13 protein-coding genes are annotated in these 18066 nt (G+C 76.7%); 4 read left to right on the top strand and 9 right to left on the bottom strand.

The window, feature by feature from the left end:
• Positions 1-82: 82 nt before the first annotated feature.
• Entirely contained in the window at positions 83-1192 is a 1110-nt protein-coding gene (locus tag ACFCX4_RS23015) for an NUDIX domain-containing protein (protein ID WP_376145308.1), read from the bottom strand.
• Between the two features lie 484 nt (positions 1193-1676).
• On the opposite strand from ACFCX4_RS23015, the gene ACFCX4_RS23010 reads away from it, so the two are divergent.
• Complete coding sequence (locus tag ACFCX4_RS23010) at positions 1677-2225, top strand: aminoglycoside phosphotransferase family protein (RefSeq protein ID WP_376145306.1); 549 nt, start codon at positions 1677-1679, stop codon at positions 2223-2225.
• Positions 2226-2748: 523 nt separating this feature from the next.
• Entirely contained in the window at positions 2749-3486 is a 738-nt protein-coding gene (locus ACFCX4_RS23005; RefSeq protein WP_376145304.1) for a hypothetical protein, read from the top strand.
• Positions 3487-3769: 283 nt separating this feature from the next.
• Here the strand turns inward: ACFCX4_RS23005 and ACFCX4_RS23000 are convergent, their stop codons facing one another.
• The 5 genes from ACFCX4_RS23000 to ACFCX4_RS22980 form a co-directional block, all read right to left on the bottom strand.
• Positions 3770-4708 carry an SGNH/GDSL hydrolase family protein gene (locus ACFCX4_RS23000; RefSeq protein WP_376145303.1) on the bottom strand — a complete coding sequence of 313 codons (939 nt, stop codon included), beginning with the start codon at positions 4706-4708 and terminating at the stop codon, positions 3770-3772.
• Between the two features lie 120 nt (positions 4709-4828).
• Complete coding sequence (locus ACFCX4_RS22995; RefSeq protein ID WP_376145301.1) at positions 4829-5977, bottom strand: glycosyltransferase; 1149 nt, start codon at positions 5975-5977, stop codon at positions 4829-4831.
• Positions 5974-7221: a glycosyltransferase family 4 protein gene (locus tag ACFCX4_RS22990; protein WP_376145299.1), complete on the bottom strand. Its 1248-nt coding sequence runs from the start codon at positions 7219-7221 to the stop codon at positions 5974-5976. The genes ACFCX4_RS22995 and ACFCX4_RS22990 overlap by 4 nt, the downstream gene beginning before the upstream one ends.
• A gap of 123 nt (positions 7222-7344) precedes the next feature.
• Complete coding sequence (locus tag ACFCX4_RS22985; protein WP_376145297.1) at positions 7345-7536, bottom strand: YegP family protein; 192 nt, start codon at positions 7534-7536, stop codon at positions 7345-7347.
• A 137-nt stretch (positions 7537-7673) separates the two neighbouring features.
• Positions 7674-10013, bottom strand: a complete 2340-nt coding sequence (locus ACFCX4_RS22980) for an FdhF/YdeP family oxidoreductase (protein ID WP_376145295.1) — start codon at positions 10011-10013, stop codon at positions 7674-7676.
• A gap of 161 nt (positions 10014-10174) precedes the next feature.
• Between ACFCX4_RS22980 and ACFCX4_RS22975 the strand changes: the two genes are divergently transcribed.
• Complete coding sequence (locus tag ACFCX4_RS22975; RefSeq protein WP_376145293.1) at positions 10175-13384, top strand: DEAD/DEAH box helicase; 3210 nt, start codon at positions 10175-10177, stop codon at positions 13382-13384.
• A 4-nt stretch (positions 13385-13388) separates the two neighbouring features.
• Positions 13389-13586: a hypothetical protein gene (locus tag ACFCX4_RS22970; protein ID WP_376145292.1), complete on the top strand. Its 198-nt coding sequence runs from the start codon at positions 13389-13391 to the stop codon at positions 13584-13586.
• Between the two features lie 45 nt (positions 13587-13631).
• Here the strand turns inward: ACFCX4_RS22970 and sph are convergent, their stop codons facing one another.
• From sph to ACFCX4_RS22955, 3 genes are all read right to left on the bottom strand, one after another.
• Positions 13632-14636 (bottom strand): sphingomyelin phosphodiesterase, encoded by a 1005-nt coding sequence (sph, locus tag ACFCX4_RS22965; RefSeq protein ID WP_376145291.1) that lies wholly within the window; start codon positions 14634-14636, stop codon positions 13632-13634.
• A gap of 124 nt (positions 14637-14760) precedes the next feature.
• Positions 14761-16866: an MMPL family transporter gene (locus ACFCX4_RS22960; RefSeq protein ID WP_376145289.1), complete on the bottom strand. Its 2106-nt coding sequence runs from the start codon at positions 16864-16866 to the stop codon at positions 14761-14763.
• A gap of 139 nt (positions 16867-17005) precedes the next feature.
• Entirely contained in the window at positions 17006-17995 is a 990-nt protein-coding gene (locus tag ACFCX4_RS22955) for a deoxyribonuclease IV (RefSeq protein WP_376145287.1), read from the bottom strand.
• Positions 17996-18066: the final 71 nt, after the last annotated feature.

The raw sequence follows: 18066 nt of genomic DNA, 5'->3' as shown, positions 1-18066 counted from the left end.
GGGCGGGACGCCGCCCGGACCGGCGCCCCCGGCCTGTGGGCCCGACCCGGTTCGCGCGCCGCCGTGCCCGGCCCGGCCGGTGTCAGTCCGCCGGGTGCCCGCCGACCAGTTCGGCCGGGCCGCCCGGCCGGTCCCGCGCCGCCAGCGCCGCCGCGGTCCGGGCCCAGGACGCCGGTGTCAGCAGCGCCCGCGCCTGCTCCGGGTCGCAGAGCCGCCACTCGGCGAGCTCCTCCTCGGCCAGTGCGATCGACGCGAAGCGCTCGTCGGCCACCGTGCCGCCGTCGAACAGGTAGACGAGCAGGGCGGTGTCCCGCTTCGCGGCCGGGTCCGCCGGCCGTCCGGGGAGCCAGTCCAGGGCCAGCAGCCGTCCCGGCTCGCAGGACCAGCCCAGTTCCTCGCGGACCTCCCGGCGGGCCGCCGCCCTGGGCAGCTCCCGGTCCGCCTCGATGCCGCCGCCCGGCAGGGTCCAGTACGGTACCTCGCCGCCCGGCAGGTCCCAGGGCTTCTGCCGCACCAGCAGGACGCGGCCCGCCCGGTCGGTGAACACCGTGCGCGCCTTCGCCCGGATCCGCGGCCGGCCCGCGATGTAGGCCTCCCGGTCCAGCAGGGGCGGCGCGTCGGGCGCGGGGGCACCGGTGCCCGTCAGGTGCCAGGCTCCGTCCAGCCCGGACGGTCCGGTGTACGCGGGTGCCGGAGCGGGCGCCAGCTGGTCGAGGACGTGCCCGGCGGGCCGCCCGTCCTCCAACTCCAGCGGCGCGGCCCCGCGGGGCGCCTGCAGACAGGCCGTCACCCGCCGGGACAGCCGCGGCGGCAGCGCGCGACCCGCCTCCTCCGGCGTCAGCCACGCCCAGCCGCCCACCTCCGCCCGGTCCGGCGTGAACGCCGCCGCCTGCCCGGGCGTCAGCGGCTCGGCCCAGTAGAGGTGCGCGGCGATCGGCGGACGGTCGTGGTCCAGAGTCCAGTCCAGACAGGCCAACGGCCCGAGCCGCGGCGTGAATCCCAGCTCCTCCTCGATCTCCCGCACCGCGGTCCGCCGCGGCGACCCGTCCTGCGGATCCCACCCGCCACCCGGCACCGCCACCGGATGCCTCCGGTCGTACGGCAACCGGACGACGAGCAGCCGCCCGTTCCCGTCCGGAAACAGCACCCCGGCCGCCGCCAGCAACTCCTGCCCGCCACGTCCCTCCACCACGCGTTCCCCCTCGCTCTCGCCCTCGGTTCTCCACGGACCACGACACCCCCGCGCCCCCTCCGGTTCCCCGCTCAGGACGCCGGCGGGGCCCTGGAGTCCGGCGGCCGCCACGGAACGCCGGTACCGCCGACGCACCATCGCCCCGTGCCCGCCCGGTCGTTGACGGGGGTTCCGCGGAGCGCCGGTCGACACGGGTGCGAGGTCCGTGGGCCGTCGTCGTGATCGGGATACCGGACCGGTTCGCGCGGGGAACCGTCGAACGGGAGGGGCCGGCCGGGTGTGGCTCCCGCGGGACTGTCGGCGCTCCTCGGAGCACTCCCGGAACGCCGGGCCCGCGTGCCGGCCGGGCCGGTGCCGCACGGCAGCGCCGCCCCCGTCGTCCCCGCGCGGGCGGACGACGGGGCGCCCGCGGTCCTCAAGGTCTCCTCCCCCCACCCCGGCAACGTCCACGAGCCGGACGCGTTCGCCGTCCGGGCCGGCCGCGGTGCGGTCCTGCTGCACCGGCGCGACGGCGCCCGGTTCGCGAGGCCGCTGGAACGGGTGGGCGGCGGACACGCTCGCCGCCCACCCGGACGCCGACGGGGCGGTGGCCGTCGCGGGCCGGCTCTCCCGGCGGCTCGCCGTCCCGGCCCCGCCCTGGCCGCCCCGGTTGCGCGACCGGGCCGAGGAGCGGGCGGAGGAACTGCGCCGGGGCGCCGCGCGGTTGCCGGGGGCGCTCCCGGAGCGGGTCGTCGGCGCCGCGGTCGCGACCGTCCTCGAACCGGGCCACGACCAGCCGGACACGCTCGTCCACGGCGACCCGCACTTCGGCGACGTGCTGCGCGCCGACCGCGACCCCTGGCCGGCCGTCGACCCCGAGGGGCACGCCGGAGACCCGGCCCACGACGCGATCACGGTCCTGCGCAGCCGCCACGAGACCCTGCTCGCCGCCCCCGACACCGGAGCGGCCGTGCTGCGCCGCCCGGACTCCTCGCCGAGGCCGCCGGGCTGGGCCGCCACCGCGTCCCCCGCTGGACCCGGGCCCGCGCGGTGACCTCCGCCCATCAGGGCCGCGCCCACGGCGAGCCGGCCCGGATCGCCGCCCTGACGGACGCCCTCGCCGGACTGCCCACCTGAAGGACCCGCACGGGAAGTCGGCCCCGTCGACGTCCCGTGCTGCGGGGCGGTGTCGGCTCGGGCCGGTTGCCCGGTGCCGCATCGGGCGACGTTCGCCCCGTGCTGACGCGCCGTCCGGAGGCCGGACCGGGGCGGCGCGTCGTGCGTCGTGCTGTGCGGGGCCGTGCGGTCGATGACGACGCAGGGCGTCGGCCGCTGCGGGTCGTCCGTCGTGGGACTCGGCCTGGACGCGGGTCCGAACGGTTCTGTTCTCGGCCCGGGACATGGACGTGGCCGCGGTCGCCGGGTGACACGCACCGGCCCGGACCGTGCCCGGGACGTGATCCACGACCTCAGCAGCCCTGCCACCACGTCCGGCCGGCCGGGGCGAACAACGCCTGGCACGGCACCGGCTTCCGTCCGGCGGATCCCGACACGTCGCACGACAGTACGCTGAGGCGGTGCTGCTTCCCGCCGTCCCGCGCGTCCGTCTGCGTTCCGTCGAGCAGCCGGCTGTCGACACGCCGTTCGGGCCGCTGACCTTCACCACGGCCATCGGGAACACCGATCTCGCCCTGCGGCCCGATGAGCTGTTCCGGCTGCCGGGTGACCGGACGCTCGCCCGCTGGGTGACTTCCGGGGCCCGTGTCGAGCTGCTGCTGACCCCGTACGACCCCGAGCTCGACCCCGACCACTGGGGGCCGCTGACCGGCTGCCGCGCGGCTGTCTGGCGGATCGACGCCTTTGCGCCGCTCGGGCGGGTGCAGTTCTCGGCCGGGCTGTCGGTGCCGCTTCCGGAGGGTGCCGACGCGGGGTACGACGGGGGGCAGGCACTGGCTGCGATCACGGTCGAGGACGAGACGACCCGGCTCACCATCGGAGGCAACGACGAGGACGCGATCTGCTGGGCCGCCGACGCGGGAGAGGCACCGGGGCGGTGGGATGCGCTGATCGACGAGGTGCACGATCACGCGCGCAGTGCGTGGGGCGTGGACCACGGCCACCACCACGGCATGTCCTGGACGCTGCCCCCGCTGGAGGCCGGCGAACACCGTGAACTCCCGGTGGTGGCGGCCTGGGCCCCGGCCGCCGACGAGAGTGCCAACACCTGGTACGCCGTCATGCCGTCGCCGGCGGTGCTGCTGAGCAGGGTCACGGCCGATCAGGAGGAGACGGCCGACGCCCCGGAGGAGAGCTGATCGCGGTCCGGGCCGGAAGCGGATCGGCCCGACGGCGGCGGTGCCGTGCTGCCGGTCGCGCCCCGGTGGGTGGCGGATGCCGGCCCTCGGCCGACCCGGTTCCGGAACGCGTCGGGGGCAAGCGTGGCCGGCGGCCGACGACCGCCTTCCCCGGCGAGGCGGACTCCCGGAGCGGTACATCGGCGGGGCCCGGCGGGCTCCGTCCCAGTGGTGTCCGCCGGCCACCGGTGGCGGTGCTCGTGCCCGGGCGTCCGGCGGGGTGGGCTGCGGGGGTGTCGACGGTTCAGGCCGGGGTGGTGGGTGGGGGTGGGAGGGCGGCGAGGGCGGTGGTGGTGGCGGTGGTCATGCGGTGGTCCTGGTGGTCGGTGGTGCCGCGGAGGCGGGCGTAGCCCTCGGCGGCGGCGAGGGCCACCAGGCCCGGGAGGAGGTCGGTGCTGCGGTCGACGACCCAGCGGGTGCCCTTGGTGGCCATCCACCAGAGGTCGGCGAGGGTGCCGGGCGGTGGTTCGGCGGATTCCGGGGCGGGGGCCGGGCCGAGGGGGCGGCCGGTGGCGGTGAGCAGGTCGTGGAAGCCGCGGGCGATCAGGTGGTGGCCCTCGGCGCTGGGGTGCAGGCGGTCGACGCTGAGCAGGCGCCGGTCGGCCGTCCAGGGCAGGTCGGCGACGTGCAGGTGGACGGCCCCGTGGCGGGCGGAGAGGGCGTGCACCACGGTGTTCACGGCGCGCATCCGCCGGGCCAGCGGGCGGGCGAGCGGACGGGGCAGGCGCAGCAGGGTGCCGGGGTCGGGGAGGCAGGCGGTCAGTACCACCGCGCCGCCGTCGGTGAGCCGGCCGAGGACGGTGTCGAGGGCGCGGGTGGTGCGGTCGACGTCGAAGCCCGAGCGCAGGGTGTCGTTGCCGCCGGCCACCACGGCGGCGACCTGCGGGCGGAGGACGAGGGCCGGTGCCAGCTGCTCGGCCGGCAGGTCGGTGGTGAGCGCGCCGCTGCGCGCGAGATTGGTGAACTCGACGTCGGTCACCGGAGGGGCGAGCGACCGGGCGAGCAGGGCCGCCCAGCCGCGCCAGCCGTCGGCCAGCGGGTCGCCGATGCCCTCGGTGAGCGAGTCGCCGAGGGCCACGAAGCGCACGGGTTCCGTGGTGCGCCGTTCCTCCGCGCGGTCCCCTCCGTGCGCGGCGCCCGGAACCGTGCCGCCTCCTCCGTCCACCGCGGTGATCGTGTTCATCGGACCTCCCACCCGTTCCCGGACCGTCCGGCCCGGCCGTTCCGTCCTGTCGTTCCGTCCTGTCGTTCCTGCCCGGCGGTCGAGCGGTCGCCGGCACCCCGCCGGCACCCCGCCCCGTGCTCAGTGCGCGCCGACCGGCGCCGCGCCGTGGGCGGTGAGGAAGGCCGTGACGGCCGCCGGCCAGCCGTACCGTTCGGCCTGGGCGCGGGCGGCGGCGCGCCGGGCCGCTTCGGGGCGCGCGAGGAGTTCGCACGCCGCGTCCGCGAACCCCGCGCCGGTCGGTTCGGCGGGCACGCCGGCCGTGCCGACCAGTTCGGGCAGCGCAGAGCCGCGGTTGACCGCGACCGGCGTGCCGCAGGCGAGCGCCTCCAGCGCGGCCAGCCCGAAGGTCTCCACCGGCCCCGGCGCCAGCACCACGTCCGCGCAGCCGAGCAGCCGGGCGACGGCCCCGCGCCCGGCCAGGTGACCGAGCAGGTGCACGGGCAGCCGGTCCCGCGCCGCCCGGGCGGCCAGCCGCGACCGCTGCGGTCCGGTGCCGGCCACCACCAGCACCGCGTCGACCCCGGTGGACCGCAGTGCCGCCAGGGCGTCGAGCGCGAGTTCGGGGCGCTTCTCGGTGGACAGCCGGGAGCAGAGCGCCAGCAGCACCTGCCCGGGCGCGGCGTACCGGGCCCGCTCCGCGGCCCGCGCGGCCGCCGCCGGGGGGCGCAGGGTGGCCAGGTCCACGCCGAGCGGGGCGCGCGCCAGGTTCCGCACGCCGAGGCGGCGGAACTCGGCGGCGGCCCAGTCGGTCGTGCAGATCACCGTGTCGTAGGAACGGGCGGTGCCGCAGTTGAGCCGGTTCGCGGCCGCCCCGGCGACCGCGCCGGGCAGGCCCCAGGTCCGCAGCAGTCCGACGGCGCTCTCGTGCGACACCATCGCCGAGCGCACGCCGTGCCGCCGGGCCCAGGCGCCGGTCCAGCGCAGGGTGGTGCGGTCGGAGACCTCCAGCCGGTCGGGGGCGAGCCGTTCGAGCTCGGCGGCCACCGCCCGGCGGTCGGTGAGCAGCCGGTAGCCGCCGCTGCCGGGGAGCACGGGGCCGGGCAGCGTGACGACCAGCCCCTGCGCGTCCTCCTCGACGGAGCGCCGTTCGCCGGGCACGACGAGCACCGGGGTGTGCCCGGCGGCCCGGTAGCCCGCGCCGAGGTGGCGCAGCGCCGTGCGGAGTCCGCCGGACACGGGGGTGACGAAGTTCGCCACCCTGACGATCCGCAGCGGGCCGGCGGTCATGCGGGCAGTTCCTCCGTCAGCGGGGCGGGCGGCGGAACGGGCCCGGCGGGCGCCGCCGGTGCGGCCGCCGCGGTGGTGGAGGGCACGACGGGCGCCGCTCCACGGTGCTCGGCGAGCACTTCGGCGTAGTGCCGCAGCAGCAGGTCCCCGACCGCCTCCCAGGTCCGGGCGGTCACCTCGGCCCGCCCGGCGCGCCCGTAGGCGGCGCGCAGCTCCGCGTCCCCGGCGAGCGCGGTCACCGCACGGGCCACCGCCGCGCCGTCGCGGGGCGGCACCAGCAGTCCGGTGCGGTGGTGCGCGACGAGGTCGAGCGGGCCGCCGGCGGCCGGTCCGACCACCGCGACGCCGCTCGCCATCGCCTCCTGGATGGTCTGGCAGAAGGTCTCCAGCGGCCCGGTGTGCACGAACACGTCCAGGGTCGCGAAACATCGGGCCAGCTCCTCGCCGGTGCGCCGGCCGAGGAAGACGGCACCGGGCATCGCGGCCTTCAGCCCGGGCGCGGACGGCCCGTCACCGACGATCACCACCCGGACGCCGGGCAGGGCCGAGGTCTCGGCCAGCAGGTCGACCCGCTTCTCCGGCGCGAGCCGCCCGACGTACCCGACCAGCACCTCGCCGCCGGGGGCGAGCGCCCGGTGCAGCGCCTCGTCGCGGTGGCGCGGGTGGAAGCGGGCCGAGTCCACGCCGCGCGGCCACAGCTGGACCCGCGCCACCCCGTGCGCGGTGAGGTCCTGCGCGGCGGGCGTGGACGGCGCGAGCGTGCGGGCGGCGAGGCCGTGGATGCTGCGGATCCGGTGCCAGGCGGCGGCCTCGCCGAGTCCGCGCCCGGCCCGGTAGGCGTGCGCGTACCCGGCGAGGTCGGTCTGGTAGACGGCGACGACGGGCACGCCCAGCCGGGCGGCGACCTGCGCGCCGCGCGCGCCGAGCACGAACGGGCTGGCCAGGTGGACGAGGTCGGGCCGGTGGCCGCGGATCGCGGCGGTCAGCTGCCGGCCGGGCAGGGCGATCCGGACCTGCGGATAGCCGGGCAGCGGGACGGACGGGACGCGCACCACCGGCAGCCCGGCGGGCACCCCGCCGGCGCCGAAGGTGTGCGACGGGCTCTGTGCGCCGCGCGCGGGCGCCGGCGTGACGACGAGCGGCTGGTGCCCCCGGCGGAGCAGGTGCTCGGCGGTCCGCAGCACGCTGTGGGCGACGCCGTTGACCTCGGGGGGAAAGGACTCGGTGACGATGACGACACGCATGCAAGTGTTCTGTCCGCGTCCGGCGTGCACGCGGCCAAAGGGATCTGTCGTACAAACGAACGCGGGTCGGCGATTTGTCCCGCCGACCCGCGCGGCGCCCGTCCGGGCGCTTCACCGGAGTGTTCAGGCCGTTCCGGCGGCCGCCTCCTTCAGCTCCGCGTAGGGCGCGAGCCTGCGGATCGACTCGATGCTCTTGAGGCAGTCGTCCCGGTTCTCCTGCGGGTCGCCCGTCACCACGATCGAGCCGTTGCTCGCCTTGAGCCGGAACCGGTGCATGCCGCTCTCATCGGTGTACAGCTCGAATTTGCCGGCCATGGAGTCTGCGCCTTTCGTTCGGAATGCCCCCTCGCACCGCAACGTAGGAGCAAATCCCGGGCCCCGCCCGCCAGATGATCCATCCGGGTGTCGCCGGCGGGCCGGCCGGGCGACGGTGCGCGGCGTGCGCGGACGGTTCACCGCGCGGCCTCGACGGTCACCTTGAGGTGCTTCATGATCGGCTGGTCGCTCTGCGTGCTGCGGTCGGCCAGCGCGCAGAGCACGTTCATCTCCGGCATGTACCCGGCCGCGCAGCCGCGCGGGATGTCGTACGGCACGGCTAGGTAGCCGTCGAGGCGGCGGGTGGAGCCGTCCCTGGCGGTGCTGACGATGTCGACCGGGGTCAGCTCGGCGATCCCGCGCTCGCGCATGTCGTCCGGGTTCATGAAGACCAGGGTGCGCAGGTTGCGCACGCCCCGGTAGCGGTCGTTGTCCGAGTAGATGGTGGTGTTCCACTGGTCGTGCGAGCGCATGGTGCCCAGGGCCAGCGTGCCGGCGGCGGGGACGACGTCCGGCAGCGGCGCCGCGGAGAACTCGGCGCGCCCGGAGGGGGTCAGGAACACCAGCTCGCGGGCCGGCTGCTTGATCCGGAAGCCGAGCGGCAGCCGCACCCGGCGGTTGAAGTCCTCGAAGCCGTCCAGCACCCGGGCCATGGTGTCGCGGATCCGGTCGTAGTCCTCGACGTACCACTCCCACGGCGTGGGGCTGTCGGGCAGGGCGGCCCGGGCGATCCCGGCGATCACGGCCGGCTCGGACAGCAGGTCCGGGGAGGCCGGGCGCTTCATGCCCACCGACAGGTGCACCATGCTCATCGAGTCCTCGACGGAGGTGCTCTGCAGCCCGCCCCGCTGCCGGTCCTTCTCGGTGCGGCCCAGGCAGGGCAGGACGAGCGCCTGCCGCCCGTGCACCAGGTGGCTGCGGTTGAGCTTGGTGCTCACCTGCACGGTGAGTTCGCACCGGCGCAGCGCCTCCCAGGTGTACGGGGTGTCGGGGGCGGCGAGCGCGAAGTTGCCGCCCATGCCGACGAAGACGTCGATCCCGCCGCCGTGCATCGCCTCGACGGTGCCGACGGTGTCCAGGCCGTGCCGGCGCGGCGGGTCGATGCCGCAGACCTCGCCGAGGCGGTCCAGGAACGCCGGTTCGGGGCGGTGGTCGATGCCGCAGGTCCGGTTGCCCTGGACGTTGCTGTGCCCGCGCACCGGCGAGGGGCCGGCGCCCTCCCGGCCCAGGTTGCCGCGCAGCAGCAGCAGGTTGACGATCTCGCGGACGGTGTCGACGCCGTGCTCGTGCTGGGTGACGCCCAGGCACCAGCTGACGATGGAGCGGTCGGCGTCGCAGTAGATCCGGGCGGCCTTCAGGATGTCCGCGCGGGGGACGCCGGACTGCCGCTCGATCTCCTCCCAGGGGGTGGCCGCGCACAGCTCCCGGTAGGCGTCGAAGCCCTCGGTGCAGCGTTCGACGAACTCCCGGTCCAGCGCCCGCGGGTCGGTGGGGGCCTGCTCCAGGACGGCCTTGGCCATGCCGCGCAGCAGGGCCATGTCCCCGCCGATGCGCGGCTGGAGGTTGAGGGTGCTGGTGCGGGTCGCCCGGTTGAGCGCCATGCCGGTGAAGTCGTGCGGGATGATCGTGCGCGTCGCGGCGGCCTCCACCAGCGGGTTGACGTGCACGATCTGCGCACCGCGCCGGTACGCCTCGGCGAGCGCGGTGAGCATCCGGGGCGCGTTGGAGGCGGCGTTGACCCCGAGGATGAACAGCGCGTCGGTGGCCTCCCAGTCCTTGAGGTCCACGGTGCCCTTGCCGGTGCCCAGCGAGGCGTGCAGGGCCCGTCCGCTCGCCTCGTGGCACATGTTGGAGCAGTCCGGGAGGTTGTTGGTGCCCAGTTCGCGGGCCAGCAGCTGGTAGAGGAAGGTGGCCTCGTTGCCGAGCCGTCCGGAGGTGTAGAACGCGGCCCGGTCCGGGCTGTCCAGCTCCCGCAGGGTGCGGCCGACCAGGGCGAAGGCGTCCTTCCAGCTGATGGGGACGTAGTGGTCGGTCCGCGGGTCGTAGACCATGGGTTCGGTCAGCCGGCCCTGGTCCTCCAGCGCGAAGTCGCTCCAGCCGGACAGCTCGGTCACCGTGTGCGCGGCGAAGAACTCGCGGCCGACCCGTTTGCGGGTCATCTCCCAGGTGACGTGCTTGATGCCGTTCTCGCAGATGTCGAGGTGCAGTCCCTTGGTGTCGTCGGGCCAGGCGCAGCCGGGGCAGTCGAAGCCGCCGTCCTCGTGGTTCATCCGCCTGATGGCCCGGGGGCCGTCCACCAGCGCGCCCTCGTGCGCGAGGAAGCGGGTGACGCTCCTGGCGGCGCCCCAGCCGGCGGCCGGGTGGTGGTAGGGGCGGAACTCCGGCTCGCCGCCGGGGGTCGGGCCCACGGCGGGCCCCGGACGGCGCGGGGCCGGCCCGGCCGGCCGTTCGTCGGACGTGGTCACGGCGCTCACCATCCCGTGGGGTGGACGAATCCGGGCGAAACGGAACTCGCCGCTCAGCCTAGGCGGCCGGAACGGACCCCGCGCGGCAGGCCCGCGCCGCTCCGGGCGGCACTGTCGGTGGCCCGGACTAGGCTGGGAAGCCCGTCCCCCCTCCCGAGAGGTGCCGCCCGCCGATGTACGCCCTGCACGCGCTCTGGCGGGCCGACGGCAGGCTCGCCGTCTGGGCGGAGGACGCGGCGGTGTACCTGGGGGAGGGTGCGGTGCGGCCCGGGCGGGGTGCGGCGGCGCACCCGTTCGCCTGTCCGGCCGGCGAGGTGACGCGGCTGCTCGGAGCGGTCGGGCCGGGGCTGGGCTGGCTGGCCGAGCAGGCCGACGAGCGGTGGGCCGGGCTGCTGCTGCCCACCCTCGGTGCCCGGCCCGTGCCGTCCCCGGACCTGCCGGTGGGCGCGGCCCCGCGCGGGGCCGCGCTGAGCCCGTGGCGGGTGCCCGCGCTGCTCTTCGACCGCGCGCAGGCCGCCCAGCTGCTCGGCGCGCTGCACGATCCGCACTGGCCGGGCGCGACCGTCCAGCTGCCGGACGGGGCCCCGGCCGAGCTCGCCTACGGCGCCTCGGTGCGCTGGCTGGCCGCCGTGCACGACCTGGCCTGGCGGCTGGTCGGGCGGGGGCGGCTGCTGCCGGTGGCGGTCGAGGAGGAGGGGCGGTGGTACGCCCGCTGGCGGCCCGCACCGGACGCCCCGGCCCGCCGCGAGGAGACGGCGCTGGTCGCCGGCTGTCCGCCGGTCTGCCGCGCGGAGCACCGGGTGCCGTCCGCCGGGGCGTCGCCGTCCACCGGCCCGTTCACCGATCCGTCCGCCGGCCCCTCCGCGGCCCCGCTCACCGCCCCCTCCGCCGGGGCGGCCCCACCGCCCACCGCCGCCGCGCTGTTCACCGAGCTGCTGGACGCCCTCGTCGACCAGGAGGCCCGGGTCGCCCTCGCCGGCCTCGCCCCGCCCGCGGACCCGTTCCTCGCCGCCCTCCACGGCCCCGACGGCCGGCTCGCCCAGGCCCCGCCCGCCGGGCTGCCCGAGCGGCTCGCCGACTGGCAGGCCGCCCGACCGCCCGGCGCACCTCTGCGGCTCGACTTCCGTCTCACCGAACCGCTCGGCCCCGACGAGGACGACCCCGACGAGGACGGCCGGGACGAGGACGGCCCCGGCGGTGGGGCGCCCGCCGAGTTCTGGCGGCTCGACCTGCTGGTCCGCGCCGTCGACCGCCCCTCGCTGGTGGTCCCCGCCGCCGCCCTGCGGCCGGGCGCCGTCCCCGACCCGGCGTACGAGGCGCTGGCCCGCGCCGTCCCCGCCGCGGCGGGCGACCCGGCCGAGGCCTTCCGGGCGGAACTCGCCCGCGCCGTCCGGGTGGCCCCCGCGCTGCGGGCCGCCCTGCTCGGCACCTTCCCCACCGAGGCCCGGCTGGACCGGGACGGCGCCCTGGCCTTCCTGCGCACCGGGGCGCCCGCGCTGACCCGCGCCGGGTTCGGCGTGCTGCTGCCCGCGTGGTGGCAGCGCCGCCCCCGGCTGGGCCTGGTGCTGACGGCCGGCACCCCCGCCGCCGACCCGTCCGCCGTGGCGCGGGACGCCCAGGTCGGCCGGGACGCCGTGATCGCCTTCGACTGGCGCCTCGCCCTGGGCGGCGAGACCCTCACCGAGCGGGAGCTGGCGGACCTCGCCGCCGCCCAGCAGGGCCTGGTCCGGCTGCGCGGCCGCTGGGTCGAGGTCGACCGGGCCCAGCTCGCCGCCGCCGTCAGGTTCCTGGCCGGGCACGGCAGCGGCACCATGGCGCCGGTCGACCTGCTGCGGCTCGCCGTCGACGACGGCGCCGTGGTGGACGGGCTGCCGGTCACCGCCGTGCACGCCACCGGCCCGATCGGCGACCTGCTGGCCGGCCGGCCCGGCCCGGGGGAGCGCGACCCGCAGCCGCCCGCGGAGTTCACCGGCACCCTGCGCCCCTACCAGCTGCGGGGGCTGGCCTGGCTGGACGCCCTCGGGCGGCTCGGCCTCGGCGCCGTGCTGGCCGACGACATGGGCCTCGGCAAGACGGTGCAGACCCTCGCCCTGCTCGCCCTGGAGCACGAGCGCGGTGCGCGCGGACCGGTGCTGCTCGTCTGCCCGATGTCGGTGGTCGGCAACTGGAGCCGGGAGGCCGCCCGGTTCGCTCCCGGCCTGCGGGTGCACGTCCACCACGGCGCGGACCGCACCGCCCCCGACGCCACGGCCGACCTGGTCGTCACCACCTACGGCGTGGTCCAGCGGGACGCCGCCGAGCTGCGCCGGGTGCACTGGCGGCGGATCGTCGCCGACGAGGCCCAGCACATCAGGAACCGGTCGGCCCGGCAGTCCCGCGCCCTGCGCTCGCTGCGCTCCGGCCCGCGGATCGCGCTCACCGGCACGCCCGTGGAGAACCGGCTGGCCGATCTGCACGCCGTCCTGGACTTCGTCAACCCGGGCCTGTTCGGCAGCGCGGAGGCGTTCCGCGAGCGGTTCGCCACCCCGGTCGAGCAGACCGGCAGCGCGGACGCGGCGGCCCGGCTGCGGCGGCTCGCCGGCCCGTTCCTGCTGCGCCGCCGCAAGAGCGACCCGCTGATCGTCCAGGACCTGCCCGCCAAGCAGGAGTTCACCGTCCGCTGCACCCTGACGGCCGAACAGGCGGGGCTCTACCGGGCGGTGGTGGCCGATCTGCTGGAGCGGCTCGGCGGGCTGCGCGGCGTCGAGCGCAAGGGCGCGGTGCTGGCGGCGATCGGCCGGCTCAAGCAGGTCTGCAACCACCCGGCGCAGCTGCTGCACGACGGCACGGCGGTGGCGGGCCGGTCGGGCAAGGTGACCCGGCTGGTGGAGCTGCTGACGGAGGCGCTCGCCGAGGGGGACAAGGTGCTGGTCTTCACCCAGTACGCGGAGTTCGGCACCATGCTCCGGCCCTACCTCGGGCGCCGGCTCGGCGAGGAGGTGCTGTACCTGCACGGCGGGGTGCCGCGCGGCCGGCGGGAGGAGATGGTCGCCCGCTTCCAGGAGCCGGACGGGCCGCGGGTGTTCCTGCTCTCCCTGAAGGCGGGCGGCACCGGTCTCAACCTGACCGCCGCCAACCAGGTCGTGCACCTGGACCGCTGGTGGAACCCGGCGGCCGAGGACCAGGCCACCGACCGGGCCCACCGGATCGGCCAGCGCCGCACCGTCCAGGTCCGCCGGATGGTGTGCGTGGGGACGGTCGAGGAGCGGATCGACGGCCTCCTCGCCGCCAAGCGCACCCTGGCCGAGGCGGTGGTCGGCGACGGCGGGGAGTGGCTGACCGAACTGCCCGCCGAGCGGCTGCGCGAGCTGCTGACCCTGTCCGACGACGCGACCGGAGAGTGAGACCGTGCCCTCCCACGACGACCGCCCGCTCGGTGAGCGGATCGACGCCTTCTGGCGGGCGGGGGTGCCCGACCCCGTCGAGGGCGGGGACGGATCACCCACCGCCCTCGACGAGTTGGGGTCCTCCGGGATCGTCCTGCACGGCCGTGCGCTGGACGCGGTGCTCGCCGCCGCCTACCGGCGCTTCACCGGCGGAGGCTGACGCCCGGGGGCCCGCCCGGCGCCCGGCCGGGGCCCCGGCCCGGGTTCAGCCCGCCGTCACCGGGTAGTGGTCCGACAGGTCGTCGTAGGTGTACGAGGTGCCCCAGCTGCTCACGGTCCAGGGCGTGCTGTGGGCGCGCACGACCGTGTTGGTGTACGTCGCCGGGCGGGCGTGGTCGGCCCGGTAGAGGACGTGGTCGAGGTCCTCCTTGGGCTCGCCGGGGTAGCGGTACGCGGCGATCGAGTTGTCCGCCGTGTCGAAGGAGTTCGCCCAGCCGTTGCGGGTGTCGGCCGGTGCCACGCCCGCGTTGGCGAGCAGCGCGGGGTACTCGGAGCCGTGCGCGTCGATGTTGAGGTCACCGGCGAGGACCACCGGCTCGGCGGCCGGGATGTTCCTGGCGTCGACGAAGGCCTTGACGGCCTTGAGCTGCGCGGCCCGGACGGCGGCCGGCTGTCCGGCGGAGCAGCCGCTGTCGGTGGACTGCAGGTGGGTGCCGATCACGTGGGTGCGCAGGCCGTTGACGTTCAGCACGGCGTAGACGAAGCCCTTGTTCGACCACCAGTCGGCCCCGCACGCGTCCTTGAACACGTACTGCTCCTTGCGCAGGATCGGCCACTTGCTGAGCAGGGCCACCCCGCCGTCCTCCGGGGTGGCGGAGCTGTAGCTGCCGGAGGTGGCGTCCCACCCGGCGGTCGAGCGGCCCACGACCGGGGTGTGGTACGGGTACGCGGCCGAGGCGTTCGAGACGAGCGCGTCGGAGGCGGCGTTGTCGAAGGCCTCCTGAAGCACCACGACGTCGTGGCCCTGGAAGAAGCCGGCGGCCGGAATGGCCCTGGCGCGGTGGTCCTGGCCCCAGTTGGGGTAGAGGTTCCTGCTCATCAGGAAGACGTTGTACGTCAGCACCCTGAGCGCGGGGACGGTCGGGGTCCCGGCGGTGGCGGCGGCCGCGGGGGTGGTGGCGGCGTGGGCACCCGGCGCGGCGGCGAGCGGCGCGAGCAGAGCGGCGGCGGCGGTGCAGACGGCGGCGAGGCGCACGGAGGGAGTTGGCATGCCCGCAGTGAAGCGACGCCGGGCCACGTTCGTCCAGACAGTGAACGATGGCCGTATGAACGCATCGGTAACTTAAGGCTGTCTGGCCAACTCCTCCTTGAGCGCACGAACTTGCCTGCACAACTCATGCCCCGCCGGGCTGTGCGGACGGCTCCCGCGCCGGCCGGGCCGGGGGCCGGGACAGCGGGCTCGGCCACCACATGTGCCGGTCCAGGTCCATGGTCAGGGCGGTGACCAGGACGGAGCGCACCACGAAGGTGTCCAGCAGGACGCCGAGGGCGACCGCGAAGCCGATCTCGGCGAAGCCCACGACCGGCAGGGTGCCGAGGACGGCGAAGGTGCTGGCCAGGATGAGGCCGGCGGAGGTGATCACGCCGCCGGTGGCGGCCAGGCCGGCGACGGCGCCCGGCCTGGTGCCCCGGTGGGCGGCCTCCTCGCGGACCCGGGTCATCAGGAAGATGTTGTAGTCGATGCCGAGGGCCACCAGGAACACGAAGACGAACAGCGGGAAGGCGTTGTCCTGGCCCTCGAAGTGGAAGACGTGCTCGAAGAAGAACGCGCTGATGCCCAGCGCGGCCGCGTAGGAGAGCACCACGGTCGCGATCAGCACCAACGGGGCCGTGACCGCGCGCAGCAACAGGGCCAGGATCACCAGGACCACGCCCAGCACCAGGGGGATGATCGTCCGGTTGTCGGAGGTCGCGGCCCGGCCGGCGTCCAGGATCACCGCCGTCGAGCCGCCGACCCCGGCGTCCGCGCCCGGGACGGCGTGCACGGCGGTGCGCAGACGGTCGACGGTGTCCTCGGCGGCTCCGCTGTCCGGCGGATCCGTGAGGGTGGCCCGGAACATCGCCCGGCCCTCGTGGACCACCGGCTCCGAGGCACCCGCCACCCCGGCCGTGTCCAGGGTGACCGCCCGCACCGCCCCGGCCCCACCGGCCGCCGAGACGACTGTGAGGGGCGCGCCGGTGCCGGCCGGGAAGTGCTCGGCCAGCACCTCCTGGCCGGTCACCGAGTCCGGTGTGCCGGTGAAGGTACCGGCCGTGCTGAGCCCGGTGGCGTTCAGCCAGACCAGGCCGGTGCAGCAGACGGCCAGGGCCAGCGCGGTGCCGGTCCACACCTTGCGCGGGCGGCGCCCGATCCACGCCCCGATGTGCGCCCAGCGGCCGGTCGTGGTCGGTTCGGGCGTGCCGAACGCCGGGCGGACCGGCCAGAACACCCAGCGTCCGACGATCACCAGCAGGGCGGGCAGCAGGGTCAGCATCGCGGCCAGCGCCACCACCACGCCGATCGCGCAGACCGGGCCGAGGCCGCTGGTCGAGTTCATCTCGGCGGCCAGCAGGCAGAGCATCGAGGCGGCCACGGTAGCCGAGGAGGCCAGGATCGCGGGCCCGGCCCGGTGCAGGGCGAAGGCCATCGCCTCGTGCCGGTCCCGGTGGCGGCGCAGCTCCTCCCGGTAGCGGGCGGTCAGCAGCAGCGCGTAGTCGGTCCCCGCGCCGAGCACCAGGACGATGAGGATGCCGGCGCTCTGCGCGTTGACGGTCAGCCCGGTGTGCTCGGCCAGCAGGTAGATGACGGCCTGTGCGACCACCAGCGCCGCGGCCGCCGAGAACAGCGGCAGTGCCCACAGCACCGGACTGCGGTAGGTGAGCAGCAGCAGGACGATCACCACGGTGACGGTGGCCGCGAGCAGGGTGGAGTCGATGCCCGCGAAGGCCTCCGCCTGGTCGGCGCCGATCCCGGCCGGGCCGGTGACATGGGTGGTCATGCCGAGGCTGTCCGCGGCGGCGGTGGCGCGCAGGCTGTCCACGGCGGGGCGGAGGTCCTGCCAGCCGCCGGTGCCGATGTCGATCGGCACGACGGTCTGCAGGGCCTTGCCGTCCGCCGACTCCACGGGGCCGCTCACCCGGCCGAGCACGTGCGGGGCGGTGGCGAAGGCCTCGGCGTCCCGGGCCGCCTCGGCCCGGTCGGCGGGGGTGATCCCGGTGTCCCGCACGTACACCACCACCGCCTGTGCGGTGTCCACGGGCTGGAACTCCCGCTGCTCCGCCAGCACCCGGGTGGACTCGGCGTTGCCCGGCAGCCAGCTGGACGCCTGGTTGTCCTCCGCGTCGGTGAGCCTGCCCGCGAGCGGGCCGGCCGCCACGAGCAGCACCAGCCACAGGGCCAGCACCACCCACTTGCCGCGGCGGCCGCACGGCAGCCCGGCCAGTCTCCGGGTCGGGCTCATCGGGGCACCGTCGGGCTCATCGGGGGACCGCCGTTCTCGGGGCCGGGGCGTCGGTCGTTCCACCCTCGCACCGGGCCCGCCCCCCGGCAGCCGGGGACCGTCGGACGGGGGAGCGCCGGACGGGAACCCCGACGGCGGGTCAGACGGGCACGGCCGCCCGCGAGCGCAGCGCCTTGAGGGCGGCGATGTCGCGGGCGTGGCCGGTGCCGTCGCCGCCGTGCCTGCGGTCCGGGGTCTCCACGATCAGCGGGACGCCGGCCGTCGCCGGGTGCTCGAACAGCTCGCGGAACGGCTCGGCGCCGATCAGACCGTCGCCGATGTTGGCGTGCCGGTCCTTGCGCGCGCCGACCGCGTCCTCGGAGTCGTTGGCGTGGATCAGCCGCAGCCGGCCCGGCCCGGTGGCCGCGACCAGCGCGTCCAGCGTCTCCCGGACGCCGCCCGGCGCCGCGAGGTCGTGGCCGGCCGCGAAGGCGTGGCAGGTGTCCAGGCAGACGCCGACCCTGGGGTGGCCGTCCAGCGCGTCCAGGTACCCGGCGAGGTCCTCCATCCGGGAGCAGAGCGAACGGCCCTGGCCGGCCGTGGGTTCCAGCAGCAGCCACGGCGCGTCGTCGCCGAGCGCGTCCAGCTCGTCCAGCAGCGGTCGGACGTCGGCCCGGACCTGCGCCATCGCCTCGTCCCGCCGGGAGCCGCCGTCCGGCGCGGCACCGACCGCCGAGCCGGTGTGCAGCACCACGCCCAGCGCGCCGATCGCGTGCCCGCGCCGCAGCGAGTGGCGCAGCGAGGCGGCCGAGCGCTCCCTGGTCGCCGGGGTGTCGGAGCCGAAGTTGATCAGGTACGGCGCGTGGACGTAGGCGGGGATCGCCTCCTCGGCGCAGGCCGCGCGGAACTCCTCGTCCTGGGCGGGGTTGCCCGCCGGGGTCGCCCAGCCGCGCGGGTTCGCCACGAACACCTGCACCGTCTCGGCGCCCACCCGGCGGGCGTACGCCAGCCCGGTCCCGGCCAGGCCCCGGGCGGCCACCGGCACATGGGCGCCGACCGGGTTGCGGCGGGGCGGGGCCGGCGTACGCCGGACGGCGGCGGTGTCCGCGGGCGGGGCGGGTGCGGGGACGGCGGCGGTGGCGGTGCTCATGCCTCCGAGCATGGCACGGCGGCGCCGGCCGCCCGCCCGCCGGGCCGTCGCGCGGCCCCCTCCCCGCGCCC

The sequence above is a fragment of the Kitasatospora sp. NPDC056327 genome (assembly GCF_042261735.1).
Lineage (GTDB): Bacteria > Actinomycetota > Actinomycetes > Streptomycetales > Streptomycetaceae > Kitasatospora.
The sequence above is the reverse complement of the archived record's forward strand: the minus strand, read 5'-3'. Positions and strand labels throughout refer to the sequence as shown.

Bases quoted from the DNA above. Each gene is read 5' to 3' on its own strand.
- ACFCX4_RS23000 (WP_376145303.1), bottom strand. From the start codon at position 4,708: ATGAACACGATCACCGCGGTGGACGGAGGAGGCGGCACGGTTCCGGGC.
- ACFCX4_RS22995 (WP_376145301.1), bottom strand. From the start codon at position 5,977: ATGACCGCCGGCCCGCTGCGGATCGTCAGGGTGGCGAACTTCGTCACC.
- ACFCX4_RS22990 (WP_376145299.1), bottom strand. From the start codon at position 7,221: ATGCGTGTCGTCATCGTCACCGAGTCCTTTCCCCCCGAGGTCAACGGC.
- ACFCX4_RS22985 (WP_376145297.1), bottom strand. From the start codon at position 7,536: ATGGCCGGCAAATTCGAGCTGTACACCGATGAGAGCGGCATGCACCGG.
- ACFCX4_RS22980 (WP_376145295.1), bottom strand. From the start codon at position 10,013: ATGGTGAGCGCCGTGACCACGTCCGACGAACGGCCGGCCGGGCCGGCC.
- ACFCX4_RS22975 (WP_376145293.1), top strand. From the start codon at position 10,175: ATGTACGCCCTGCACGCGCTCTGGCGGGCCGACGGCAGGCTCGCCGTC.
- sph (WP_376145291.1), bottom strand. From the start codon at position 14,636: ATGCCAACTCCCTCCGTGCGCCTCGCCGCCGTCTGCACCGCCGCCGCC.
- ACFCX4_RS22960 (WP_376145289.1), bottom strand. From the start codon at position 16,866: ATGAGCCCGACCCGGAGACTGGCCGGGCTGCCGTGCGGCCGCCGCGGC.
- ACFCX4_RS22955 (WP_376145287.1), bottom strand. From the start codon at position 17,995: ATGAGCACCGCCACCGCCGCCGTCCCCGCACCCGCCCCGCCCGCGGAC.